Annotated in this window: 21 protein-coding genes; 15 read left to right on the plus strand and 6 right to left on the minus strand. The window is 64.5% G+C overall.

Going from position 1 to position 25,377, the window contains the following annotated elements; translation table 11 throughout:
- Nucleotides 1–15 precede the first annotated feature (15 nt).
- The 8 genes from SH602x_RS20945 (at nt 16) to lptE (ending at nt 9,875) form a co-directional block, all read left to right on the plus strand.
- A complete protein-coding gene (locus SH602x_RS20945) occupies nt 16–1,224 on the plus strand; it encodes a pyridoxal-phosphate-dependent aminotransferase family protein (protein WP_479474146.1) in 1,209 nt (402 codons plus the stop codon).
- A 165-nt stretch (nt 1,225–1,389) separates the two neighbouring features.
- Nucleotides 1,390–2,340: a PhoH family protein gene (locus SH602x_RS20950; protein WP_479471160.1), complete on the plus strand. Its 951-nt coding sequence runs from the start codon at nt 1,390–1,392 to the stop codon at nt 2,338–2,340.
- An 89-nt stretch (nt 2,341–2,429) separates the two neighbouring features.
- Complete coding sequence (locus SH602x_RS20955) at nt 2,430–4,808, plus strand: HD family phosphohydrolase (RefSeq protein ID WP_479474147.1); 2,379 nt, start codon at nt 2,430–2,432, stop codon at nt 4,806–4,808.
- Nucleotides 4,805–5,281: an rRNA maturation RNase YbeY gene (ybeY, locus tag SH602x_RS20960; protein WP_479474148.1), complete on the plus strand. Its 477-nt coding sequence runs from the start codon at nt 4,805–4,807 to the stop codon at nt 5,279–5,281. The genes SH602x_RS20955 and ybeY overlap by 4 nt, the downstream gene beginning before the upstream one ends.
- Nucleotide 5,282: 1 nt before the next feature.
- Nucleotides 5,283–6,569 (plus strand): hemolysin family protein, encoded by a 1,287-nt coding sequence (locus tag SH602x_RS20965; protein ID WP_479474149.1) that lies wholly within the window; start codon nt 5,283–5,285, stop codon nt 6,567–6,569.
- 222 nt (nt 6,570–6,791) lie between these two features.
- A complete protein-coding gene (recO, locus tag SH602x_RS20970; RefSeq protein ID WP_479474150.1) occupies nt 6,792–7,610 on the plus strand; it encodes a DNA repair protein RecO in 819 nt (272 codons plus the stop codon).
- A 193-nt stretch (nt 7,611–7,803) separates the two neighbouring features.
- On the plus strand, nt 7,804–9,147 hold the full coding sequence (locus SH602x_RS20975) for a tetratricopeptide repeat protein (RefSeq protein ID WP_479474151.1): 1,344 nt from the start codon (nt 7,804–7,806) through the stop codon (nt 9,145–9,147).
- A 209-nt stretch (nt 9,148–9,356) separates the two neighbouring features.
- Complete coding sequence (lptE, locus tag SH602x_RS20980) at nt 9,357–9,875, plus strand: LPS assembly lipoprotein LptE (protein WP_479474152.1); 519 nt, start codon at nt 9,357–9,359, stop codon at nt 9,873–9,875.
- A gap of 29 nt (nt 9,876–9,904) precedes the next feature.
- Here lptE and SH602x_RS20985 read toward each other — a convergent pair whose 3' ends face one another.
- The 6 genes from SH602x_RS20985 to SH602x_RS21010 all read right to left on the minus strand — a co-directional run bounded on the left by SH602x_RS20985 (nt 9,905) and on the right by SH602x_RS21010 (nt 16,420).
- Nucleotides 9,905–10,408, minus strand: a complete 504-nt coding sequence (locus SH602x_RS20985; RefSeq protein WP_479474153.1) for a DinB family protein — start codon at nt 10,406–10,408, stop codon at nt 9,905–9,907.
- A 13-nt stretch (nt 10,409–10,421) separates the two neighbouring features.
- Nucleotides 10,422–11,840 carry a sulfatase family protein gene (locus SH602x_RS20990; protein ID WP_479474154.1) on the minus strand — a complete coding sequence of 473 codons (1,419 nt, stop codon included), beginning with the start codon at nt 11,838–11,840 and terminating at the stop codon, nt 10,422–10,424.
- 101 nt (nt 11,841–11,941) lie between these two features.
- The gene (locus SH602x_RS20995) at nt 11,942–12,766 is read right to left on the minus strand and encodes an SDR family NAD(P)-dependent oxidoreductase (RefSeq protein WP_479474155.1); all 825 of its coding nucleotides are present in this window, start codon (nt 12,764–12,766) and stop codon (nt 11,942–11,944) included.
- Between the two features lie 364 nt (nt 12,767–13,130).
- Entirely contained in the window at nt 13,131–13,352 is a 222-nt protein-coding gene (locus SH602x_RS21000; protein WP_479474156.1) for a hypothetical protein, read from the minus strand.
- Complete coding sequence (locus tag SH602x_RS21005; protein WP_479474157.1) at nt 13,330–14,163, minus strand: hypothetical protein; 834 nt, start codon at nt 14,161–14,163, stop codon at nt 13,330–13,332. Before SH602x_RS21005 ends, SH602x_RS21000 begins: the two co-directional genes overlap by 23 nt.
- Nucleotides 14,164–14,740: 577 nt before the next feature.
- A complete protein-coding gene (locus SH602x_RS21010; protein ID WP_479474158.1) occupies nt 14,741–16,420 on the minus strand; it encodes a S41 family peptidase in 1,680 nt (559 codons plus the stop codon).
- A 782-nt stretch (nt 16,421–17,202) separates the two neighbouring features.
- On the opposite strand from SH602x_RS21010, the gene SH602x_RS21015 reads away from it, so the two are divergent.
- From SH602x_RS21015 to hisB, 7 genes are all read left to right on the plus strand, one after another.
- Complete coding sequence (locus tag SH602x_RS21015; RefSeq protein WP_479474159.1) at nt 17,203–18,225, plus strand: glutamine synthetase beta-grasp domain-containing protein; 1,023 nt, start codon at nt 17,203–17,205, stop codon at nt 18,223–18,225.
- A 153-nt stretch (nt 18,226–18,378) separates the two neighbouring features.
- Nucleotides 18,379–19,623, plus strand: a complete 1,245-nt coding sequence (locus SH602x_RS21020) for a protein phosphatase 2C domain-containing protein (protein WP_479474160.1) — start codon at nt 18,379–18,381, stop codon at nt 19,621–19,623.
- Nucleotides 19,624–19,747: 124 nt separating this feature from the next.
- Complete coding sequence (locus SH602x_RS21025) at nt 19,748–21,142, plus strand: glutamine synthetase beta-grasp domain-containing protein (protein WP_479474161.1); 1,395 nt, start codon at nt 19,748–19,750, stop codon at nt 21,140–21,142.
- 65 nt (nt 21,143–21,207) lie between these two features.
- Nucleotides 21,208–21,942, plus strand: a complete 735-nt coding sequence (locus SH602x_RS21030; protein ID WP_479474162.1) for an RraA family protein — start codon at nt 21,208–21,210, stop codon at nt 21,940–21,942.
- Nucleotides 21,943–22,058: 116 nt separating this feature from the next.
- Entirely contained in the window at nt 22,059–23,420 is a 1,362-nt protein-coding gene (gene hisD / locus SH602x_RS21035; protein ID WP_479474163.1) for a histidinol dehydrogenase, read from the plus strand.
- A gap of 117 nt (nt 23,421–23,537) precedes the next feature.
- Complete coding sequence (hisC, locus tag SH602x_RS21040; protein WP_479477127.1) at nt 23,538–24,608, plus strand: histidinol-phosphate transaminase; 1,071 nt, start codon at nt 23,538–23,540, stop codon at nt 24,606–24,608.
- A gap of 159 nt (nt 24,609–24,767) precedes the next feature.
- Nucleotides 24,768–25,361, plus strand: a complete 594-nt coding sequence (hisB, locus tag SH602x_RS21045) for an imidazoleglycerol-phosphate dehydratase HisB (RefSeq protein WP_479474164.1) — start codon at nt 24,768–24,770, stop codon at nt 25,359–25,361.
- Nucleotides 25,362–25,377 lie beyond the last annotated feature (16 nt).

Here is a 25,377-nt window from a genome sequence, read left to right on the forward strand (position 1 = left end):
ATCACGAACTTACGCATGCAAGCCAGCGAACTTCCCGGTCCGGTCGATCCGCCCCGCCGCCTGCTGATGGGCCCCGGGCCGAGCGCCATCCATCCGCGCGTGCTGGAGGCTCTCGGGCGTCCGACGGTCGGCCACCTCGATCCGTACTTCCTACGGATCATGGACGAGACGCAGCGCATGCTCAGGGCGGCGTTCCAGACGTCGAACCGCATGACCTTCGCGGTCAGCGGAACGGGCTCCGCCGGGATGGAGGCGGCGGTAGTCAACGTCATCGAACCGGGCGACGCGATGGTCGTCTGCGTCAACGGCGTCTTCGGCGGCCGGATGGTCGACGTCGCCCAGCGCGCGGGCGCGAAGGTCACGAAAGTCGAGCGCCCCTGGGGCGAAGTCTTCGACGAAAGCGATCTTCGCGAAACGCTGGAGCGGGTCCGACCGAAGGCGCTCGGCATCGTCATGGCGGAAACCTCGACCGGCGCCTGGCAGCCGATTCAGCCTGTCGCGAAACTGGCGAACGAATTCGGAACGCTGTTGATCGTCGACGCCGTCACGTCGCTGGGGGGCGTCGAGGTGGCGGTCGACGACTGGGGCATCGATGTCTGCTACTCGGGCACGCAGAAGTGTCTCTCCTGCCCGCCCGGCCTTGCGCCGATCACCTTCTCCGACCGTGCGCTCGACGTCATACGTTCGCGGACGACCAAGGTGCAGAGTTGGTACCTCGACGTCGGAATGCTCGCGAACTACTGGGGGTCCGACCGCGTCTACCATCACACGGCGCCGATCAACATGAACTACGCCCTGCACGAGGCGCTGCGGATCGTGCTGGAGGAGGGTCTGGCGAACGCCTTCGCTCGCCACCGCCTGAACCACGAGGCTCTCGTCGCCGGCATCGACGCGATGGGGCTGGAATTCGCGGTCCCTGCCGAGCGACGCCTGCCGATGCTGAATCCGATCCGGATTCCCGAGGGGATCGACGACGCGGCGCTGCGAAAGGCGCTCCTGGAGACGTTCGGCATCGAAATCGGCGCCGGACTCGGCGCGTTCAAGGGGAAGGTCTGGCGCGTCGGGCTGATGGGCCATGCAGCACGACCCGAGAACGTCACGGCGTTCCTCTCGGCCCTCGAAAAGCTTCTCGCCGGTCAAGGTTTCGCTTCGGACGCGGGCGCGGGAGTCTCCGCGGCGAAGGACGTTTACCGCTCGTCCGGCGCCGTGACGTCGCCGGCGTAGCCGATACATCCGTCGTTTTCGACGGGTCGCTCGGCACGGCGGAGAAGTAAAGGGCGGCCAGAAACGGCCGGATCGCCTACAATTCCTGCGAATGGCCGATCGACCCGATCCGGGTGCGGCATTCGAGTTCGCGATTGTTCGCTGGCTCCTCAACCCGATATCTGAATGTACGAAGCGACGATTTCGCTCGTTCCGCCTTCCCTCGCCATTCCGCTTTTCGGGACGCGCGATCGCAACGTCGCTCTGATCCGCGACGCTCTCGGGATCCAGGTGACCCATCGCGAAGGGCGGCTGCAACTGGCCGCTGAAACGCGAGAGGCGCTGGCCCACGGAACCTCCGTCTTCGAGCAACTGAAGGCGCTCGTCGAGCGAAAGGGCGAGGTCTCTGCCGACGACGTAGCGCAGGCGCTCCAACTCGTCACCGGGAAGGTTCCCCCCGCGCCTGTCGATACGGCGCCCGTGACGGCGGGCGTGCGGATGATCAAGCCGCGAACGCCCGGCCAGGCTGCGTATCTCGACGCGATCCGGAAGCACGATCTGGTGTTCGCTGTCGGACCCGCAGGCACGGGCAAGACCTTCCTGGCCGTCGCCGCCGCGGTCGAAGCCCTCAAGAAGAAGCAAATTCGCAAGATCGTGCTGGTCCGCCCGGCGGTCGAGGCGGGCGAGAACCTCGGCTTTCTTCCGGGCGATCTGCAGGCGAAGATAAATCCCTACCTGCGTCCGCTGCTCGATTCGCTCAACGCGATTCTCGAATTCGACGAGATGAAGCGCTTGATGGAGCAGGACGTGATCGAGGTCGCCCCGCTCGCCTACATGCGAGGAAGAACGCTCAGCGAGTCGTTCATCATTCTGGACGAAGGGCAGAACACGACCGTCCCGCAGATGAAGATGTTTCTGACGCGAATGGGCGAGAATTCCAAGATCGTCGTATCGGGCGACCCGACGCAGATCGACCTGCCGGCTCACGCGAAGAGCGGGCTGGTCGACGCGATGGATCGCCTGCACTCGATCGAAGGCGTGACGATCGCGCGGCTGACCGTCTCCGACATCGTGCGGCACCGGCTGGTCCAGGCGATCGTGAACGCCTACGAATCGGGCGAAGGAGCGCGTCGCTAGACGCGAATCGGCGTGGTCCACCGCTATCTGCGCGTCCGGCGAAATTCCGCCGACGCCAATACTCCTGAACAGCCCGGGCGAACGAGGCGATGAATCCTTCGCATCCCTCCCGCGCGCGGTTGAAGCGAGAGCTCGGCTCATCCAAGACCGCTTCGTGGCTGGCCGGACTCCGGCGTCGCGAGACATGGCGCTCGCTCGGTCTTTGGGCGTTCTGCTGTGCCCTGGTCTTCGTGCTGACCGAGGGTTGGGAACCGACGTTCGCCTACCGTGTGAACTACGTCCCCGAGCGCGAGATCTCGGCCCGCGTGCCGTTCACGATCATCGCCGGCGCCGCGACGGATCAGACCCGGCAGCAGGCCCGTTCCCGCATCGTGCCGTATTACGCACACGATGCACGCCCGTTGCGGGAGATGCGCCAGGCGCTCCTCGACCGCGCGTTCCTCATCACGCGGACGCCGACCTTCTACGAGATGGATAAGGAGGTGTGGGATTCCTTTCTGATCCCGCGCCCGGACGAATCGTTCGCCGACGAAGATCGTTCGCCGACGAAGCCGGTTCGCGAAGTCGATTCGCCGATCGAGTCGAACGGCGCCGCTGCTCAGCGAAGCTGGACCGATCCCGAGAAGCGGGCAGCGTTCGAGCAGTTCCGCGAGACGCTCGCGGAAGATCGGGACCTCACCCGCTTTCAGGCGGCGGTGAAGGCCGCGCTCCAGACCTACGAGGAGAACGGCCTGCTCGAAGCGCTGGAGCACCCCCTCAGCGAAGGGAGTCAGACGCAGATCCAGATTCATCCGCCCGGCAAGGAAGAAGAGGCTCGTCGAATCGCGGTCTCCGACGTTCGGATCGCGGAGGTGACCGACCGCCTGCGGGCGGAGCTCGCTTCGGAGTTCGTGCAGCGCCTCAAGCTCGACGAGGAGCGGAGCGACCAGCTCGCCGAGAGGGTCATGACGTGGATGACCGAGCGGTTGCCGACGACGCTGAAGTTCAACCGTCCGGCGACGAACCGGCTCTCCGACGAGACCGCGTCGAAGATCCAGCCCATTCTGCTCGAGTACCGGGCCGGCGATCCGATGAACGGGATCGAGGCAGGCGAACCGCTCGACGAAATCGACCTCGCGCTCCTCCGACGGGAGCACGAGGCTTATATCGAACAGCTCTCCTGGACGCAGGTCGTCGCCCATTCGATCGGGCATTTCGGCATGTACGTCGCGCTCTCGGTGCTGTGCGGCGTCTATTTCGCCTACCACGAGCCGCGGCTGCTCGGCTGGACCCGCTCCTACTTCGCCACGCTCGGAACGATCGCGGTGGCGATCGTGCTCGCTTATTTCTTCGCCGATCGATGGCGGCTCGAACTCGCCCCGATGATGATCCTAGCGATGACGCTGTCGATCGCGTTCCGGTTCGAGCTGGCGCTGCTCGTCTCCGCGGCGGTCGCGCTCGTCACCGCGCTCACGTTGCGGCAGGGACTGTTCGAGTTCGTGGTGCTGATGGCGACGATGTCGACCGCGGCGCTCTTCTGCGGTCGCGTGCGATCTCGCACCAAGCTCGTCTACGTCAGCCTCTTCGCGGCGGCGACGGCCTTCCTGACGACCCTCGGCGTCGGCACGCTCTCCGGCCAGCCCGTCATCTGGACGCTGCTCATCGAAGCGTCAGCGTTCGCGCTGGTGGCCATCCTCTCGGGCCTCCTGATGACGGCGCTGCTGCCGTTCGCGGAGAAACTGTTCGATATTCAGACCGACATCTCGCTGCTCGAGATGTCCGACATGACCCATCCGCTCCTGCAGCAACTGGTTCGCCGAGCGCCCGGTACGTACAACCACTCGATCAACGTCGCTTCGCTGGCGGAAGCCGCGGCGGAGTCGATCGGAGCGAACGGCCTGCTGGTTCGCGTCGGCGCCTACTTCCATGACATCGGGAAGATGCTCAAACCTGAGTACTTCATCGAAAATCAGAAAGCGGGCGAGAATCGCCACGGCTCGCTCCAGCCGACGATGAGCACGCTGGTCATCATCGCTCACGTCAAGGAAGGGGCGGAACTCGCCCGGCGCCACGGCTTGCCCCACACGATCATCGACTTCATCGAACAACATCACGGAACGACGCTGGTCGAGTACTTCTACCGCGAGGCCCAGAATCGCGAGGCCCAGAAGGGCGAGCGGGCCGCCGACCGCCAGGAGATCGAGGAAGCCAGCTTCCGCTATCCCGGGCCGAAGCCGCAGACCCGCGAATCGGCCATCCTGATGATCGCCGATTCTGTCGAGAGCGCGAGCCGCGTTCTGGTCGAACCGACCCCCTCCCGGATCGAGCACCTCGTCGAATCGCTGGTCGCCAAGAAGCTGCAGGACGGACAGTTCGACGAATGCGGCATGAGCTTTCGCGAACTGAACACGGTGCAGGAGACGCTCGTCAAGTCGCTCTCCGCGATGTACCACAGCCGCATCAAGTACCCGCCCGCGGCCAGCGCATGAGCGAGATCGACGTTCAGATCCGTCATCCGCGACCCTTCGCGAGCGAAGGCGCACTGCGCGAAGCCGTGCTGCGAACGCTAGCGGCCCATGGAGCCTGCGAAGGTGCCAGCGTGGACATCGCAATCGTCGACGACGATTCGATTCACCGCCTCAACCGCGAGCGGCTCGACCATGATTGGCCGACCGACGTGATCAGCTTCCTGTACGAGGAGGAACCGATCGTCGGGGAGTTGATCGTCAGCGCCGACACGGCCGAGCGAGTCGCGAGCGAGTACGCGTGGGACGCTCAGGCGGAACTAATCCTGTACGTGGTCCACGGCACGCTCCATCTGCTGGGATACGACGACCAGTCGGACGAAGATCGGGTGGCGATGCAGGTCGAAGAGAATCGCATCCTCGCCACCTTCGGCTGGACGCCGCCGCGCGACCGCGAGACGTCGGGTCATCGCCTTGCAGCGCCTGAGGAGGCCTGACGTGCAGGAGGCGTGGGAACTCTGGGCCGCGCTGGCGTGCACGCTTCTTGCGGCGTTCACGGCAGTCGGGAAGCGCTCGCTGCGCGATTATTCGCACTACGATCTGGAGCAGTTCCTTCGTCGCCGGAATCGATCGTCCTTTCTGAATTCCGTCATCGACTGGGCGTCCGATTACGCCCTCGCCGCGGAGACGATCCACATTCTCGCTCTGCTGGCGTCCGCGACGTTCGCGACGCTGTACGCGATGCGGATCGACTTCGTAGAAAACTTCGGACTCGCGGCGATGCTCAGCGTCGCCGCCTTCGCCGGGCTGATCGTGCTGGCCCTGTCGAGTTGGATCCCCTGGGCCGTCGCGACCTGGTTCGCGCCGGCGTTTCTCTACGCGACCTGGCGCTTCTGGATGGCGCTCTACTGGATCAGCTTTCCGCTGACGCTCGGCGTACAGGCGCTGGATTTTCTTTCCCGGCGTCTGGCCGGGGCGGACGCGGACGACGCTGAATCCGCGGAAGAAGCGCTGGAGGACGAAATCCTCGCCCACGTGAGCGCCGGCAAACGGGAGGGCCTGCTGCAACAGAGCGAATGGGAGATGATTCGCGGCGTGCTGGAACTGGACGATCGCGAAGTCGGCCGGATCATGACGCGCCGCAGCGAAATCCAGGCGCTGGAAGTCGAATCGACATGGGACGACGTACTGAGCCTGATCGACGAGGTGCAGCGGACGCGAATGCCCGTCTACTCCGGCCAACTCGATAACATCGTCGGCCTGCTGTACGCGAAGGATCTGCTCCCCGTCCTCCCGTTGCCGCTCGAGAAGCGTCCGCCGCTTCGCTCGCTTCTCCGGGAAAGCTGGGACGTCCCGGAGACGATGCCGCTGGACGCGATCCTCGCGGACTTTCGCCGGCGGCGGATCCATCTGGCGATGGTTCGCAACGAGTACGCGGAAGTCGTCGGCCTGGTGACGATCGAAGACGTCCTCGAGGAGATCGTCGGTGAGATCATCGACGAGTCGGATCCGGAAGAAACCCGCTTCGAGTTCGACCGGATCGACCAAAACCGGGCCATCGCAGCGGCGGATCTGTTCGTCGACGACATCAACGAGCGGATGGATCTCGCGCTGCCGGAATCGGACGAATACGAAAGTCTGGGCGGATTGCTCATTTCCCGCTGTCGCGACATTCCGAAGGCGGCCTACGCGGTGGAACTGGGCAACGTGCGACTGACCGTCGAAGACGCCAGCCCGCGCAAGATCAATCGCATCCGTATCGAAATCCTGGAAGAGTCGAACTAGCAGGCGGCTGCGAAAGGCAGCCAGCCTGCGCTACGCCGCAGGTCGCGACGTCGAAATGGGAGTTCACGACCATTTCGCGAGCCGTGAGGAACTTGTTCCGACCTGGCGAGGCTGCACAACGCTACGAAGGCATTTTGCAGCTGCCTGCTAACGGACCGGATCGATCGGAAGGGCGTCAGATTTCTCTGACGGGATCGCGAGACGCCTCTACAATTCCGCACCATGCCGCACGTTCAGACCGACGCCATCGTCCTGAGAACCTACGAGTTCAGCGAGACGAGTCTCGTCGTGCATCTCTTCACCCGCTCGGAAGGGAAGATCCACGCGCTCGCGAAGGGCGCCCGGCGGCCCAAGGGTCCGTTTGAATCGGCGCTCGACCTGTTGTCGGTCTGCCGCATCGCGATGATCGAAAAGTCGGGCGACTCGCTCGATCTCCTCACCGAAGCGAAACTGGAGCGTCGATTCCGCGCTGGTACGAAAAGCCTGCCGCACGTTTACGCGGCGCTCTACGCGGCGGAGGTTCTGGAGCGGACGACCGAATTGCGGGATCCGCATCCGGAATTGTTCGACGAGGGCTCGGCGGCCATTTTTGCGCTCGATCGCCTGGAGCCGATCCAGCCGACGCTCTTTCGATTCGAAACGCAGGCGCTGAAATCGCTCGGGTTTCGACCCACGCTGGACCGCTGCGTCGGCTGCGGAGGCTCGGCGCCGGACGGGGACGCCTGGTTCTCGCTCATGGACGGCGGCATCCTGTGCGCGGGCTGCCGGGCGGGCCGCAAAAGTGTGGTGCGGATCCGCGCTGCGACGCGGCAGGCCCTGGACGAACTTCTGCGACGTACCCCCTCGGCCGATCCTGCCCCGCCAGCCGAACTTCCGCAGTCCGTCAACGGCGAACTGCGGGGACTGATCAACCAGTTTTTCAACCACCTGAACGGGTCGCAATTTCGCCTGCAGGAAGCCATTTCCAGGCTGTCGCGACCGCCGCGGGCGAAGAAGCCCGGTCGCGGCCGCGGAGTTGACGGCGGAATAGGTCTCCCTTGACGTCCTTGCGGCCGATTTTCTAAGAGTGGCGTTCGAACCGCTTGCTGCGCGACTGCGTAGAAGCCCTGCGCCCTACATGCTCTGTCGAAACGGGATCGACCCGACGAATCGCCTGCGATTCGGACGATGATTCAGGTTTCGACCGGGCTACTTGAAATCCGCTCCGCACTACCGCGCGACAAGGACGTCCGCGATGCCCTGGTTCTCCGCGTCGACTCAGCGCCAGCGCTCGGTCGAGCCCGACCAACCCGCTACGCCCCCCAAGGGGCGGATGGCGGCGCATCGCCGTCCGGCAGGCCGTCTCGTGCCTCTGGCGCTGGCCATCATGCTTCTGGCCTGTTCGCAGGTCGCGTGCAGCCTGGCTCCGAAGGCGCTGCTCTGGAACGACGCCGCCCCCGAGTACGAAGAACCGCCGACGCCCGAGATCGGACCCGAAGCGTCCGTCAACGCCCGCACCGAAGAAGAGTCTTCGTACTGGGACTCGCTCAGCTTTCTCGATCCGGCGGGGCTGATCTCGAAGAAGCCGAACCGGCCCGAGGAGGCCAAGAAGCTCTACGCCCAGGCGGAAGCCCTCTTCAAGGAGGGGACCGCGAACGACGACAAGTCGAAACTCGCGAACGCCGGGAAGCTCTATAAGCAGGCGGCGGGCCTGTGGGTCGATTCGGCGCTGGAGCAGGACGGCCTGTTCATGTCGGGCGAAGCCTACTTCTTCGGCGATCGGATCGCGTACGCGGACTCTTCTTACGAAGCCCTGATCGCCGCTTACCCGAACACGCGGCACATGGACGTCGTCGCCGCCCGGCGCTTCGCGATCGCCAAATACTGGGTCGACCTCGATCGCGAGTCGCCGGAGAGTTTCTGGTCGGTGAACATGACCGACCAGCGACGCCCCTGGCGGGATACGTTCGGCAACGCCGTGCGGGTCTTCGATCGAATTCGTATCGACGACGTCACGGGACGTCTGGCCGACGACGCGACCATGGCCGCCGGCAACGCTCACTTCGAGCGCGGCGAGTACCAGGACGCGGACCAGTTCTATACCGACCTGCGAACGCAGTTCCCCGCGAGCGACCACCTCTTCAAGGCTCACTTTCTGAACCTGAAGGCCAAGATCGAAAGCTACCGCGGCGTCGGGTACGACTTCACCGTGCTCGACGAGGCCGACGAACTGCTGCGCGACATGATGAAGCGCTTCCCGAAACAGGTTCAGGAAGAACGCGATTACCTGGAGAAAGCCGCGGCCGAGATCCGCTACCGCAAGGCGGAGATCGAGTGGAACCTCGCCACGTACTACGAGAACCGCTTCCAGTACGGCGGCGCCAGGATTCATTACACCACGATCGTCGACGATTACGCCGGAACGCCCTTCGCGGAGCGGGCTCAGGCTCGACTGGACGCGATCAAGGACTATCCGGACGATCCAGGCAAGAAGTACGAGTGGATCAAGGACTACTTCGAAAACGATCCGCTGCGCGTGCCGCCGCCCAAGCAGCCGGAGTCGGCGACGGCTGAAGAAGTCGGAGAGCCTTCCTCGTGACGCGCGGCTTCGCCAGATCGATTCGACCGTCGCCCGCGCGTTCGCCGCGAGCGGTCGGACCAGTCGACTGCTGCCAAACGCCCTCGTGGCGTTTCGCAGACTCGCCAGGTTCGGAACAAGTTCCTCACGGCTCGCGAAAGAGTCGTGAAACTCCCCTTTCGTCGTCGCATCCTGCGACGAATCGCAGGCGGTCTGCCTTTGGCAGCCGCATGCTAACCGTCGCCGGCGGCCTCGCGATCGCAGCGTGCTTCGCCGGTTGCTCGACCTGGCAAGTCGGCCATTCCAGTTTGCAGCGCCCGAACATCGAGACGGTTCACGTCACGATGTTCCGCAATGACGACTTCCGGCGCGACCTCGGCGAGTTAATGACCGAGATTCTCTGCAAAGAGATCGAGCAGAACTCGGGCTACTCGATCGCGTCCGAAACAGAAGCGGACAGCTTCCTGACGGGCCGCGTCCGCTATTTGCGGAAGGGCGTCACGATCGAGGATCGCTACGATCTTCCGCGCGGAACCGATCTATCGGTCGCCGTCGAATGCCGCTGGACCGACCGGTACGGACAGGAACTCCAGCAGAGTTTCGTCGTTCCGATGCCGGCGTCGCTGCTGGTCGTGGAAGGGCATGCCGAACTGCTGCCCGAAGCGGGGCAGTCGGTCACGACGTCGACCATCGAAGCGATGGAACAGATCGCCCGGCAGATTCGCGGACAGATGGACGCCCCCTGGTGAGCGACGCCGACTTCGAAGGCGACGATCCGTCAGGTCAGCCCGCGCTGCTGCTTGAACAGGTTCAGCGACAGGTGAACCTGTCCGTGATGATGGGCGAGGTGCCAGACGAGGATGTGGAACCACTCCCGCATCGTCAACGTCCGATCGCGAATCGTCGCCGTGCGGGTATCGAGCTCGTCGGCACTTAGCCGGGAGAGCGTCTCTCGCAGGGCTTCGTGATTCTCGTCGAGCAGCCGCAGAATCTCGTCCAGCGAGGGCGGATCGTCGCCGGGAATGCTCCCTCCGCGGAAGCTTTCCCAGTAAGCCCGATTCTTCGCTCGCTCCGGCGCCTGCTCGAAGCGTTCGCAGGCGAATAGCTCCTCCGTCACGGCCAGATGCGTCCACTGCCAGGCGGCATGCGCTCGCCCCGGTCCGGGTCGCCACGTCGGAAACTCCGCGAGGGCCGGGTCGCTTCTTACCGCTTCGACCTGAGCCTTCACGCGGTCGTGCGAGAACTTCCAGATCGCATGGAGCGCGTCCAACTCGCTTGCCATCGTTCCTCCGGTCCTACTTGGTGCGTTCGAGTTGCGATGCGACGGGTTCGACCGACGCCCGATGCGCGTCGGCCAGTTCGCGGATCTTCTGCACGATCTCGGGATGCTGGGCAGCCAGATCGTTCCGCTCGCCGAGATCGACGTTCAGGTTGAAAAGCAGGGGCGGATCGTGCTCCTCCAGCTTGCCGCTGCCGTAGGCGTCCTGCGTAAAGAAGTGGGCTTTCCACCCCTTCCACCTCAGCGCCATCAGACGGGAGCCGCGCCAGTACGGTACGACGTCGCGCGGGCTGGCGGCTTCGCCCTGCAGCGCGACCGATAGGTCCTGCGAGTCGAGCGTGCGATCCTGCGGGACGTCAGCGCCGGCCAGCGAGGCGAATGTCGCGAAGAGATCGGTCGTGCAACCCAGTTCCGGGCTGGTCGTGCCCGCGGGCACGAAGCCGGGACGCCAGACGATCGTCGGCTCGCGCATCCCGCCGTCCCACGTGCAGCCCTTTCCGTCGCGCAGCGGTCCGGCCGAACCTCCCTGCGACCCGAAGATGAGCCACGGACCGTTGTCGCTGGTGAAGACGACGAGCGTCTTCTCCGCGAGTCCTCGCTCGCGGAGCGCGTCGAGCGTCCGGCCGACCGATTCGTCCAGTTCCTCCACCACGTCGCCGTAGATCCCGCGAAGACTCTTGTCGCGTCGGTCGTCGGCGACGAACAGCGGCACATGCGGAAACGTGTGGGCGAGGTAGAGAAAGAACGGCTCCTCCGCGTGCTCGTCGATGAAGCGGGTCGCCTCGTCCGTGTAACGCCGGGTCAGCGTCGTCTGGTCAGCCGGTCGCTCGACGACTTCTTCGTTTCGCAACAAGGGAACGTCGTACCACTCGACCTTCGGTTCGGTGATCGCAATGCGTCCCTGCGGCGCCGAGGCGACGCGATCCATGTCGTTCGAGTAGGGCACGCCGAAGTACTCGTCGAATCCGTGCCGCGTGGGCAGGTACTCCGGCAGGTGGCCCAGGTGCCACTTCCCGACGCACGCCGTCGCGTAGCCGGAGTCTTTCAGAACCTCCGCGATCGTGATCTCTTCGCTGGGGAGTCCGCCCACGGAGTCGGGGAACAGCACGCGCCGCGTGTCGCTCGACATTCCGGAGCGAATCGGCAGCCGACCGGTGAGCAAGCCCGCGCGGCTGGGCGTACAGACCGAGTCCGCCGAATAGAACTGCGTCAGTTTCATCCCTTCGCGGGCCATGCGATCGAGATGGGGCGTCCGCTGCGTCGGATGGCCGAAGCATGCCAGGTCGCCGTATCCGAGATCGTCGCAGAAGATCACGACGAAGTTGGGTCGGGCGTCGGCGTCGCGCTGATCGTCGGCCGACGCCTCGTTACGCAAGGCGAAAAGCAGGGCAGGCATCGCTGCCAGAACGAACGCGGAAACGCGGAGGCGAAGCATCGGCAACTCCGTGGGGCGGAAGAGGAGCGGGGCAGGGCGATTCGAGAAGAAGCCCGCGATGCGCTCGATCGACCGGGGGATCGCAGGGCCTGCATTCTGGATCAGCGTCCCTTTCGCTTCAACCTGCGGGCGACGATCGACTTCGCCAGACCTGGCGCAATCTGCCAGATCGCGAACAACCACTTCATGTACCCGGGCGCCACCAGTTCCAGGTCGCCCCGCTCGATCGAACGGAAGACTTTCTCGGCCAGAGCCGCCGGAGGAATGGCGTTCATCGGAGCGCCGCCGCCGGGACGTCGGGCTTCCTCGGGCAGCCTCAGCGATTGTTCCGCATAGCGATCGACGGCGTCGCCGCGGGCGATCGGACCGGGCGCGACGAGCAGCGTCCGGATGCCCAGCGGCTCGAATTCCCAGCGAAGTTGCTGCGTCAGTCCGGCGAGCGCGAACTTCGCCGGCGGATAGGCGCCGAGATAGGGCGTCGCGATCTTCGACGCGAGCGAGCCGACGGTGACGAAGGTTCCCCGGCACCGGGCCAGCGCGGGCGCGGCATGCCTGGCTACGAGAAAGCTCGCCACGACGTTGATGCGGAAGGAATCGATGAGCTGCTCGGGAGTCGCATCGAGAATGTTCCCCCGCTCCGAACGCCCCACGACACTCGCAACGACGTCCAGACCCGCGGAACTGATCTGCGGATCGTCGAACCACGCTTGCAGCGCGGCAGGATCCAGGACGTCGACCGTGTGAACATGCAGCCGAGCGTTCGGATAGGCAGCTCGTGCCTCGCTCGCGAACGCTTCCAGGCGGGTTCGATCCCGCGCTCCGACGAACGTCTCGGCGCCGCGAGCGAGCGATGCCAAAGCGAGCGCTTTGCCGAAGCCCGCGCTCCCGCCGGCGATCAATACCCTTCGCTGAGTCCAGTCAGGCACGGGAGGCCGCTTGCAGAGGTTCGGGGCAGGCAGACTCCGTTCGCCGGAGCGTCGGGAACGGGAGACCTACAGTAACGCGCCTGGCGCGCCGATGAAGCGGCTCGTCCGCCATTTACGCGCTGATTCTGAGCGCCGCGCACGCTGCCTGTCAGCGCCGCACGCACGAAAAACGCCGCGTTCTCGGGGAGAGGACGCGGCGTCAGGCGGGAACTCAGAAAAGCGTCGCGGAGGTCTCGCAGGACGAGAAACATCGAGCGAGCGTCTCGGACGGGTCCTCGACGATCGAAATACTCTGCGACGCGAATCGCGTCGCGTCAAACGAATCCTCGCCGACGCGGCCTTAAGCAGGTTTCGACGAACGGGCTCAGCTTCCGACCGCAGCCGACTGGTTAACGGCGCTCGTGTTCCACCACGGATACGATCCGTAGCGGCTCAGTTCCTGAGCCATCAGTACGGTGGCGATCGTCACGAAGAGAAAGGAGAGGATCAGCATCATCGTGTAGACGCTGAACCGCGGCTTTTCCTTCGGAACGTCGATCACCGGCGCGGACGCCGCGCTGGTATCAACCGAGATTGGTTGTGACACGATCGCCCTTCTGAACGTTTCCGCGTTGGAGATTCGGATCGATTTCGCCGACCGCGCGGTTCGGTTCGAGCTGGCGAATCGTGATGCGGCCGAGGTAGTTCGAGCCGCGGATAATGTCGAGCTGATGGCCGACGCGAAGTCCGTCGTCGGAGCCGATGGAAATTTCGACCAAGTTGTTCAGAACCTCGTCCACGCGAGCGTCGAGCCCGCGAGGGGGACGGTCGTCGAAGCCCTTCGCCGGGTCGATGCCTGCTGAGTCGAGCGCCTGACGCTGGTCGGCCACGTCGAGCGCGAGCTGGCTGTTGCGTTCGGCCAGACGGCGGGCTTCGCCTTCGGCGTTGTGCTTCTGATCGTTCAGGGAGACGACGACGTTGAACTTCTCGTCGCGATCTTCCTTCGCCACGACGAGTTCTCCGCGGAGCGTCTCGACTTCCTTCGTCGTGGCGATCAGCAGCGCCTGGGCGGTTTCCAGTTCCTTCACGAGCTGGCTGTTCTCGGCGGTCGCCGTGCCGAGCTGCGATTCCTTCACGTTCACCTGCTGCTGCAGGTCGATCAGCTTCGACTGGAGCGCGGCCAGCGCCTGACGGCGGGCGGCACGCTCTTCGTTGAGCTGATCCTGAACCTTCTGCATCGAGTCTTGCAGATTGCTCTCGCGAGTCTGCACCGCGGCAAGCTGCGTCTGAAGACCGTTGGGTCCGACGACGGCTTCCTTCCAGTTCCGGTGCGTCGCGAAAACCATCAGCGACATCGCCAGGAACATGGTGCTGATCAGGAAGATCAGGACCGTGAAGATTTTTCCGAGCAGGGTCATGCTTCGCTTTTCCCTAGATCACGCTCGAACCAGAAGGAGTTCGCGGAATCGCATCAGCGAGTCCAAGTCCTTCAGGATTGCGACGTAACGGAGACGGCACGGTCTCCGCTGCCGCGGTTCTTCAGAAAAGAATACTTTAAAGGCCCGAACGAAACCGCAGAAACGACTGCGAATCTGCCGTGATTCCGTCCGAAGCGATCAGCTTCGACAGGATTACTTACGTCACGCTGACGAATGACGAGCGAACAAGACTCCCGCTCCGAATGGTTATCGGAATGCGGAACGCCCCTCATTCAAGTTACGCCCCGCGAACGGTGCAAGCGCTTATTCGCTGTCGCACGCAAATTCTGACGGAAGCGAACGATCCGACGACGGTTCCGACGAGAATCGCCCGCGGATTTTGCGAGATTCCAGCCGCGCCCTTCGCGTTCGAAGGCTCTCGTTCCGATTATACGGGCCGTTGCGGGACGAAGGCGAGCGTTTTCATCCTGCCGAAGTAAGGCGTAAACGACGAAAGCCCGCCGAAACGAATCGGCGGGCTTTCGAGAAAATTCGTTCAAGCGATTCGAACGAGCGCTCAACGGGCGGGGAGGAGGCGGACGGCCTCCTGCATCCCGGCGCTGAGCACCGGATCGCTCGCGGGGTTGAGCACGTGCCGGGCGGCGAGGATGGCCGCGTCGTCCTCGATGGCGGGACGAGCCATGCGTTGCACGACCACGTGCGGCTCGACCCCGGCCTTGGCGATCGCCCGACCGTTCGGCGAAAAGAACTTCGACGTGGTCAGCTTGATGCCGGCGCCCGACATCGGCAGGTCGAAGATTCCCTGAACCGTCCCCTTGCCGTAGGTCTTTTCGCCGACGATCACGCCTCGCTGCTGGTCGCGGATGGCGCCGGCGAAGATCTCGCTGGCGCTGGCGCTGTCGCCGTCGACCAGGACGACCAGCGGAACTCGCCAGGTTCCCTGAGCCTGAGCTGCGTAGTCGTGGTCTTCGTCCGGCAGACGTCCGCGGGTCGAGACGATGACGCCCGATTCCAGGAACCGGTCGCCCAGTTCGATCGCCGCGTCGAGCAGACCGCCCGGGTTGCCGCGAAGATCGATGATCAGGCTCCGCATCCCCTGACGGTGCAATTCGTTCAGCGCGGCGTCCGCTTCCCTGGTCGTGTTCCGCTGGAAGCTGTTGATCCGGAAGTAGCCGACGCCGGTGGCCGAGTCGACGATGCGGACGTTCTCGACGCTGGGAACGTCGATTCGTTCGCGGCGGAACGAAAGTTCGCGAGGCCCGCTCGCGGCGTTCTGCAGCGAGACGCGGACGATCGTACCCTCCTCGCCGCGAAGCGAATCGGCGGCGTTTTCCGCTCCGATCGTTTCGACCGGCTGGCCCTCGATGGCGACGATGCGGTCGCCGGCGACCATGCCGCCGCGGGCGGCAGGACCGCCCGGAATGATGTGGACGACGAAGAGCGACTTGTCCTCGATCCGCAGTTCGATCCCCAGACCGACGAGTTCGCCGTTGATCTGGTTGGACATCTCCCGCATCTGACCGGGCGTGAGATAGGTCGAATATTCATCCAGGGCGTTGGCCGCGGCACAGGCGAACTGCAGGATCACGGCCTGCGGCGGCACCCGCATCCGGTGCCAGGCCAGTCGACCGCCATATTCGGCCCAGCGGACGGCGTCCGAGACGGTGCGCGGTTCGGCCCGGTCGATCGTCTCGCGGAACTCCTTACGAAAGGCGGCCTCCGTCGCGGGATCGACGTTCGCCATGTACCGCTCGCGGAACGAGGGCTTATCCAGCGACGCTTCGACGAACAAGCCGCCGCGACGGACGATCTGCGTCCAGTTCGGCTGATCGACGTGGAAGTATTCGATCTTGTTGAACGCTTCGTTGACGACCGCCACGGCGGACGATTCGTTCGCGGCGACGATCTGCTCGTGGAACGATCGGTCGGCGAGGCGCTTGTCGAGGTCGAGCTGCACGCGGACGTAAACCACGCGGTCGGCCAGCGAAACTTCCTGCGGAAACTCCCGAGAAGTCTCCTCGTACAGCTTGAGAGCGTCGACCCAGCGTCCGGTCGATTCCAGTTCGCGACCGCGGGTCAGCGCTTCCGCCACGCCCAGACTGCCGGGCAGAGCGTCCGCGGGAATCGACAGCGACCCGTTCGGAAGCGGATCCTGTCCGCGAACGTCAGCGAACGCCAGCAAAGTCGCGGCGGCGACGGCGAAGGTCAAACACAACTTCGAGGCGATCGGCGTCATCTCGGTTCCTGATCCGTGGACTCGCCCTGCGTACCCGCCTCCAGCCTACGACAAAACCGCAAGGGTTTCCCGTCGGGGGGCAAGCAAACATGAAACACGCACAAGGGGCCGTCAAAAAGACGAGCAAGTCTTTTGCGTCGTTTCTCCGGGAATCGCGAGCGTCGCACGGGCTCGGTAAGCCAGGACACGGGTCCCGTCTCTACCGTCAGGCGACGAACTTCCGGAGCAGGCAATCCATGCCGAGAAGCGTCTTCGTAACGTTCGCAGCGTCTCGTCAGATTCCTCCTGACGCGACGGCGAACTGTCCTATTTACGTTCCGGAAGGGGCCGAGGTTCGCTGGCGTCCGGAATCGAATTAACCGAAGGCGCGCGGGCTTCCGCTTTTCAGCTCCCGAAAAGCGAATGCGGCAGGGGGTCGCAGCCCCGCTGATTCCAAGAAATTTCCTTATCGGTCATTTACTGAACATGTGATCAAACGAGCGGCGCCGCAGGGGCTTTCCGCGCCTCGGCGCCTGAAGCGTTAGCGCCGCCTGCGCAAACGACGTGCAACGGACGGAAAGCGCTCGCGAACATAAGAAGCGCCACTAGTGCGCGTGCTTGAAATTGCCGCGATTAGTCCTAGACTCTGCATCTGATTCCGGGACACGGGGGGTAGGCGGGTATACGAACCCTCCTCCGTGGAAGCTGCGGCCTCGCGTGAGAACTGCGGCCCCGATCGAGCGTCGCGAAGCGCATGCGCTTCGATCCCATCCCTTCCCAGGCAAAGTTCGAGGGCTCGCTACGTGTCGTCCGACTCCAAGTACAAGCTCGAATACGTTTGGCTCGACGGCTACACCCCGGAGCCGAACCTCCGAAGCAAGACCAAGATCGTGGCCAAGGCGCCGAAGTCGGTCGACGACCTGGCGCTGTGGGGATTCGACGGCAGCTCGACCCAGCAGGCCGAGGGGCATAGCTCCGACTGCATTCTGAAGCCGGTCGCGCTCTACCCGGATACCGGTCGCAAGAACGCGTTCCTCGTGATGTGCGAGGTCATGCTGCCGGACGGTTCGCCGCACCCGACGAACTACCGCGCGACGGTCGACGACATGGACGATCTCTGGATCGGCCTGGAGCAGGAGTATTTCTTCTGGGAAGAGGGTCGCGCGCTCACGTGGCCGGAAGAAGGCTATCCTGCGCCGCAGGGTCCGTACTACACCAGCGTCGGCTTCAAGAACGTCGGCTCGATCGCTCGCCAGATCGTCGACGAGCATATCGACATCTGCCTGGACGCCGGCATCGAGCTGGAAGGCATCAACGCCGAAGTCGCCAAGGGTCAGTGGGAATTCCAGATCTTCGCCAAGGGATCCAAGAAGATCGGCGACGACATGTGGATCTCCCGCTACCTGCTGCTCCGCACGTGCGAGAAGTACGGCATCGATATCGAGTGGCACTGCAAGCCGATCAAGGGCGACTGGAACGGCTCGGGCATGCACACGAATTTCTCGTTCGGTTACCTCCGCGACAAGGGCGGTAAGGAGTACTTCGAGAAGCTCATGGCCGCCTTCGACAAGTACAAGGACGAGCACATCGCCGCCTACGGTCCGGACAACCACATGCGTCTGACGGGCCTGCACGAAACGCAGTCGATCGACAAGTTCAACTACGGCGTCGCCAACCGCGGCGCTTCGGTCCGCATCCCCCACAGCTTCGTCAAGGACGGCGCTTACCGGGGTTACGTCGAAGATCGTCGCCCGAACTCGCAGGCCGATCCGTACAAGATCATTTCGCGGCTGGTGAAGACGATCCAATCGGTCCCCACGAGCTGATCGCGTTCTGACGCGAATCCGATTCAATGCAGCGAAGCGCCGTCTCTTCCAGGGGACGGCGCTTTTTTCTTGCGGGCGCATGGGCGCCTGCCCTGCGCGCCGTTTTCAGCGAAACTGGAGGAACTCTCTCCGTACGCTCGCTCAGGATTCCGCATGCAAGAGGCCAAGAATACGGCCCGCGCGCTGGTTCGCATCGGCTACGACGGCAGCGTCCACAAGTTCTTCCGCGGCCCCAACGCCCAGGAGCGCTTCGATAACGAACTACGAGTCCTGCGCTATCTCGAGCGGCGGAACTGCGAATTCGTCCCGCGCGTGCTCGCCTACGATCGCGAGAAGCTCGAACTGGTGACGTCCAATTGCGGCGCCCGGGTAGAACACCTCAGCGATCAGCGTCGCAAGGAACTGTTCGCGGAACTGGAACAGTACGGCGTCCGGCATGACGATCCGGAGGTGCGAAACGTCACCTACCGCGCGAAGGACGGGCGCTTCTGCGTCATCGACTTCGAATTCGCGGAAATTCTGGATCAGCTTCCCGCTGCCGACGCGGACGGGGGGCAGTACGAAGCGACGACCGAAACCGGCGTCCACGGTCTGCGGTGGTCCGGCATGACCGACGTCGGCCGCTTTCGATCGAACAACGAGGATCGCTTCCTCACGATCGCGTTCAGCGCCTCAGACTTTTACTACCTGGGCGCGACGGGCGAGGCGACGATCGATGACCGGGACTTCGTCTTCGCCGTCAGCGACGGCATGGGGGGAGAGCGGTCGGGCGAATTCGCCAGCAAGCTGACCGTCGATCAGGTCGTTCGGCTGCTGCCCGTACGATTCAGCCTCGCTCCGGCGCGGCAGAAGGCGGGCATTCGCGAACGCCTGGGCGAAGTCTTCCAGGGCGTCCATCGCCAGCTCACCGTCATCGGGCGGAGCTACGAAAACGGGCGAAACATGGGCGCCACCCTGAGCCTCGCCTGGATCGTCAAAGGAACGCTCTACTTCGGCCACGTCGGCGACGGGCGGATCTATCACTTGCCCGCTTCCGGCGGCATGCACCAGGTGACGATCGATCACACGCATGTCGGCTGGCTCCGCCGCAGCGGCCAGATCAACGAGCGCGAAGCGAGAATGCATCCCCGGAAGAACGTACTTTCCATGTCGCTCGGCGCGGGAACGCAGTACCTCGAACCGCAGTTCGGAGAGATCGCGCTCCAGGCAGGCGACCGGGTGGTTCTCTGCACTGACGGCGTCACGGACGGCCTCTGGGACCGCGGGATCGAGGAGATCGTCCGCATGCCGCCTGACGGCATGTTTCCGCCCCAACCGCTCGGGATGCGTCTGGTGCGGACGGCAGTGGCTGAATCGGGTCGCGACAACGCCACGGCGATCGTGCTGGAGGCGTATTGAACGCGTGGGAGCCTGCGGTAAGGACGGACTCGCCGCTCCCCTGAAGGTCTCCGCCGGTTTATCATCGATCCGTCGATCAAGCCGGGCGCATTTCTTTCGGCGCCGCCTCTGAAAGTTCCCCTGCATGAAGAGAAGCGATCAGGAGTGGACGCCCCAGGAGATTCTCGTCTTCTGCCGGGAAAAGAACGTCAAGGCGGTCGACTTTCGCTACACCGATCTGCTCGGAGCGCAGCGACGCATTTCGGCGCCGGTAGCACGCTTCGATCTCGAACTGTTCGAGAGCGGATTCGCCGCCGACGGTGCGGGGCTGTCGCTCGACGCGCATGAAGCAGGGGACGTGCTGATCGTTCCGCAGGCGGAGCGAATCTACGTCGATCCGTTCGCCGAGGCGCCGACGCTTGTCGTCGCCTGCAACGTGCAGGATCCTTCCACGCGGGAAGATCACGCCAGCGATCCCCGAAGTCTGGCCCGGCGGGCCGAGAACTATCTGGTCGCCTCGGGCGCTGCGGACGCTGCCTCGTTCGCCGCCGAGATCGACTTCTATCTGTTCGAGAACGTGCAGTTCGATTCGCAGGCGTCGGCGTCTTACGTCTTTCTCGACGCGCCGCAGCAACGGCGCGGCGCGGGACGCCAAGGCTCCCAGGCGGCGGCGATTTCCGAACCGTCCGTCGATCTGCGGAACGAAATTCTGCTCACGGCGCTCGAATGCGGGCTGGAGATCGAACGCCAGCGGTCCGCGCCCGCCTCCGGACGACAGTGCGGCATCGACTTGCGGCAGGACGATCTCGTCGGCGCAGCCGACGCGGCGATGACGCTGAAGTACGTGGTCAAGCACGTCGCTCGCAAGCACGGCAAGACCGCCACCTTCATGCCCAAGCCGATCTTCGGCGAAGCGGGATCCGGACTGCGAACGCACCTCTCGCTGTCGAAGGACGGCCAGCCCCTTCTCGCAGGCTCAGGCTACGGCGGTCTCAGCGAAGCGGGGCTGCACGCGATCGGCGGCATCCTTCGGCATGCGCCGGCGCTTCTCGCACTCTGCGCCCCTTCGACGAACAGCTACAAGCGACTGGCCGCAGGCACGGCGGACGGGCCCGTACGCCTGGGATATTCGAACCGCGATCGACGCGCCGCCTGCCGGGTTCCGCCGGGAAGTCAGTCGCCCAAAACGAAACGAGTGGAGTTCCGCTGCCCCGACCCGAGCGCGAATCCGTACCTGGCTTTCTCCGCCATCCTGATGGCCGCCATCGACGGCATCCAGAACAAGATCCATCCCGGCGCGCCGCTCGATCGCGACGTGCTGGACGAGCTGGACGAAGATCCGGCCGATACGCCGCTGACGCCCGGCTCGCTCGCCGATTCGCTCCGGGCCCTGCAGCAGGATCACGACTTCCTGCTGCGCGGCGACGTCTTCACGCCTGAGCTGATCGAAAGCTGGATCGCGGCCAAGATCGAGGGCGAACTCGATCCCGTCCGCCTGCGGCCTCATCCGCACGAGTTCGCGATGTACTTCGACGTTTGATCCCTCGCGTATCAGTTGCGCGAAAGACTCGGAGGGCTTACGCCCTTCGCTCAGAAAGCTGAAGCATGTCCGTCGCCGACAGCGTTCTCGCCGATCTGGCTCGTTACGACACGCCGACGATCTGCAATGCGATCGAGCTGTTCGACGTCGTGCCGCGGAACCGGGGCTTCACCGACGGACGCATCCGGGCGAACTTCCCGGAGATGGCGCCGGTCGTCGGCTATGCCGCCACGGCGGCGTTTCGCTCCGATGCGCCGCCGGGATCGGGCGATGCGTACGGCAGCATGGAGAAACAGATCGAGCAATTCGCGACGCTGCCGGGGCCGGCGTTCGTCGTGATTCAGGATCTCGACGATCCCCCCGCCGGCGCCGTCTTCGGCGAGGTGATGTGCTCGGTCTACAAGGCCTTCGGCTCGGTCGGCCTGCTCACCAACGGGGCAGGGCGGGACATTCTGCAGGTCCAGTCGATCGGTTACCCGATCTTCACCGGCTCGACGATCTGCTCCCACGCCTATTGCCACCTGCTTCATCTGGGCCTGCCGGTCCGTGTCGGCGGTCTGTCGATCGCGACGGGCGACCTGCTGCATGCGGACGCCAACGGCGTCGCCGCGATTCCGCCCGCGATCCTCGACGAATTGCCGCAAGTGGCGGAGGAATTCGCCGCGGCCGAACGCCCGATGCTGGAATATCTCCACGGCGCCGGCGACAAGGTTCCCGCCCGGTTCACGGAGCTACGACGCGACTTCGTCGAGACGATCAAGCGGCTGGGGCAGCGAGTGACGCGGAAGGGTAAGTCCTGATGGGTCGCTGATGACCCATTCCAGCGGCGGGAGGAGGGGAGTTAAATGAACCCCTTCGCGGCGGGATTCTCCATGCCCGTACGCTTTCGTCCGCTTCCTGCCGCTCGACGTTCCGGATGCCTTCGACTTCGCCCCTGCTGCAACGGATCGACGCCCGGACCGACGACGTCGCCGGCGCCCTCGCGGAACTGCGCGAGCGCCTGAGCCCGCGGGGCGCGGTCGTCAGCGTCTCCAGCAATCAGCGGACGATCGAAACCTTCGGCGAAGCGCTCTCTCCCCAGCAGGTCGTCGAACGGATCTGTTCCGACGTAGAGAGCCGCGGACTGGACGCGGTTCTGGAGTATTCCGAGAAGCTCGACAAGGTTCGCCTGACGCCGGAGACGCTGCGGGTATCTGAAGACGAACTCGACGCCGCCCATCGCGCTGCCGACCCGACGTTTCTCGCCGCCGTGCGTAAGATCGCCGGCAACATTCGGGAGTTCGCAGGCGCGATCAAGCCGCGGAACGTTCGCGTGAACCGCGGGAACGGCGTCTACCTGGAACAGCGCTTCGTGCCGCTCGCCCGCGTCGGGTGCTGCGTTCCGGGAGGCGCCGCGGCCTATCCGTCGACCGTGCTGATGACCGTCGTCCCGGCCCAGGCGGCAGGGGTCGACCAGATCGCCATCATGTCGCCGCCGACGGCCACCGGCGCAGAGAACCCGATCGTCCGTGCGACCTGCCATGAACTGGGCGTTCGCGAACTCTATCGCTTCGGCGGCGTGCAGGGCGTGGCGGCTCTCGCCTACGGCGTCGAAGGCGTGCCGCGCGTCGACAAGATCGTCGGTCCCGGCAATCTGTTCGTGGCGCTCGCGAAGAAGCGGGTCTTCGGCGACGTCGACATCGATTCGATCGCCGGCCCCAGCGAGGTAGTCGTCATCGTCGACGATTCGACGAACGCCCGATTCGCCGCCGCCGATCTTCTCGCCCAGGCGGAACACGATCCCGGCGCCAGCGTGCTGGTCTGCCTTTCGGAATCCAAGCTGACCGAGATCGAGGCCGAGGTCGAACGCCAGCTCGCCGGACTCTCCCGCGGCGAGCAGACGCGGCAGTGCCTGACCCGATTCGGCGCGTCGATCCTCGTCGATTCGTGGGCGCAGGCCTGCGAAGTCACCGATCTGATCGCGCCTGAGCATCTCCACATCCAGACCGATGATCCGGAAAGCTACCTCGCGAACATTCGCAACGCCGGGGCCGTCTTCCTGGGGGCCTACACTCCGGTCGCGCTCGGCGATTATGCAGCAGGTCCCTCCCACGTTCTGCCGACGGGCGGCACCGCCCGCTTCGCCGCCGGGCTGTCGGTGACGGATTTTCTCCGCAGCCACTCGGTCATTTCGTACAGTCGCGAAGGGCTCGATCAGATCGCTGACGAAACGGCCCTTCTGGCCCAACTCGAAGGCCTGACTGCCCATCGCGCGAGCGTCGATATCCGCCGAAGCTGAGTTGCCGAAGAACGCCGACCCCGACGGTCTCACGCCGACCGCATGTCGCGCGACTGGATAAGCCAGCCGTGGCACACTGACGAATACGAAGGACCGCCCGTCGTGAATCCCTCCGCCATGCCTGCCGACGCGCCAGTCTCCGCCGTTCCGGTTCGCGACGAGATCGCTCGCATGAAGGGCTACGTCCCGGGCGAGCAGCCGCAGGCGGCGAAGTTCATCAAGCTCAACACGAACGAGAATCCGTATCCTCCGTCGCCGAAAGTTTTGGCTGCAATTCGCCAGCGGATGGAGCAGGGGCTGTCGAAGTATCCCGACCCGACGGCGACGCCGTTTCGTCTCCGCGCGGCGGAACTCTATGGGGTGGATCCGAGCTGGATCCTCTGCGGCAACGGCAGCGACGACATTCTGACGATCCTCGCCCGCACGATCGTCGGACCGGGAGACGCGCTCGCCTTTCCGCTTCCCAGCTACATCCTCTACCGCACGCTGGCCCAGATTCAGGGCGCCCGGCACGAAGAGGTTCCGTTCGGAGCCGACAGCTCGCTCGATCCCGCGCCCTACCAGCGGATCGACCGGCTCAAGCTGGCGTTCCTGCCCAATCCGAACAGCCCCACCGGTACGTATCTTTCGCCCGCAGCGATCGAGGCCTTCGCGGCGGAGCTTCCCTGTCCGTTGGTGGTCGACGAGGCTTACGCCGATTTCGCGGAAGGCAACTGCATAGAACTGGTGCGGCGCTGCCCCAACATCCTCGTCACGCGAACGCTCTCGAAGTCGTACGCCCTCGCCGGACTGCGGTTCGGCTTCGTCATCGCTCAGCCGGCCTGGATCGAGCAGCTGATGAAGGCGAAGGACAGTTACAACTGCGACGCGCTGTCGATCGCCGGCGCCACGGCTGCCATCGACGATCAGGCCTGGCTGAGCGAAACGACGGCGAAGATCCAGGCGACCCGCGGGCGGCTGGAACAGGGCCTGATTGATCTCGGATTCCGCGTGCTCCCTTCGCAGGCCAACTTCGTCTGGTGCGACCGTTCCGACCGCGACGCGCGTCAGCTTTACGAAAAGCTCAAGGCCGAACGAATTCTGGTGCGCTATATGGAGTATTCCGGCTGGGGCTCCGGCCTGCGGATCACCGTCGGCGACGACGCGCAGAACGACGCGCTGCTGGCCGTGTTGAAGACCGTCCTGTAGCAGGCTGCTGCCCAAGGCAGCGAGCCGGCGTTCGTCGCAGGATGCGACGACGAAAGGGGAGTTTCACGACTCTTTCGCGAGCCGTGAGGAACTCGTTCCGAACCTGGCGAGTCTGCGAAACGCCACGACGGCGTTTCGCAGCTTTCTGAGATGAGTCCCATGAAGCGCACCGCCCTGATCGAACGCCAGACCGCCGAGACCGGGATTCGCCTTTCGGTGAATCTCGACGGCGAAGGAAAGTCGCAGGCGACGACCGGCGTCGGTTTCTTCGACCACATGCTGACCCTGTTCGCGCGGCACGGGGCGCTCGATCTGGACGTGAAAGCCAAGGGCGACCTGCACGTCGACCAGCACCACACGGTCGAAGACGTCGGCATCTGCCTGGGCAAGGCGTTCACGCAGGCTCTCGGCGATAAGCAGGGGATCCGTCGCTACGGGCACTTTACGTTGCCGATGGAGGAGACCCTCGCGACGGTCGCCATCGACTTCAGCGGACGCCCGATCTTCGTCTTCGACGCGACGTTCCCCAGCCCCAAGATCGGCGAGTTCGACAGCGAACTGGTCGCCGAGTTCTGGCAGGCCTTCACGTCCAACGCGCTCTGCAACCTACACATCCTCGTCCACTACGGTCGCAACAGCCATCACATCTCCGAAGCCATCTTCAAAGCCGCCGCCCGTGCGATGCGGATGGCCGTCGAGCTCGATCCGCGGATGACCGGCGTTCCCAGCACCAAGGGCACGCTGTCGGAGTAGCGTCGCGCGATTTTCG

The sequence above is a fragment of the Lignipirellula cremea genome (assembly GCF_056501455.1).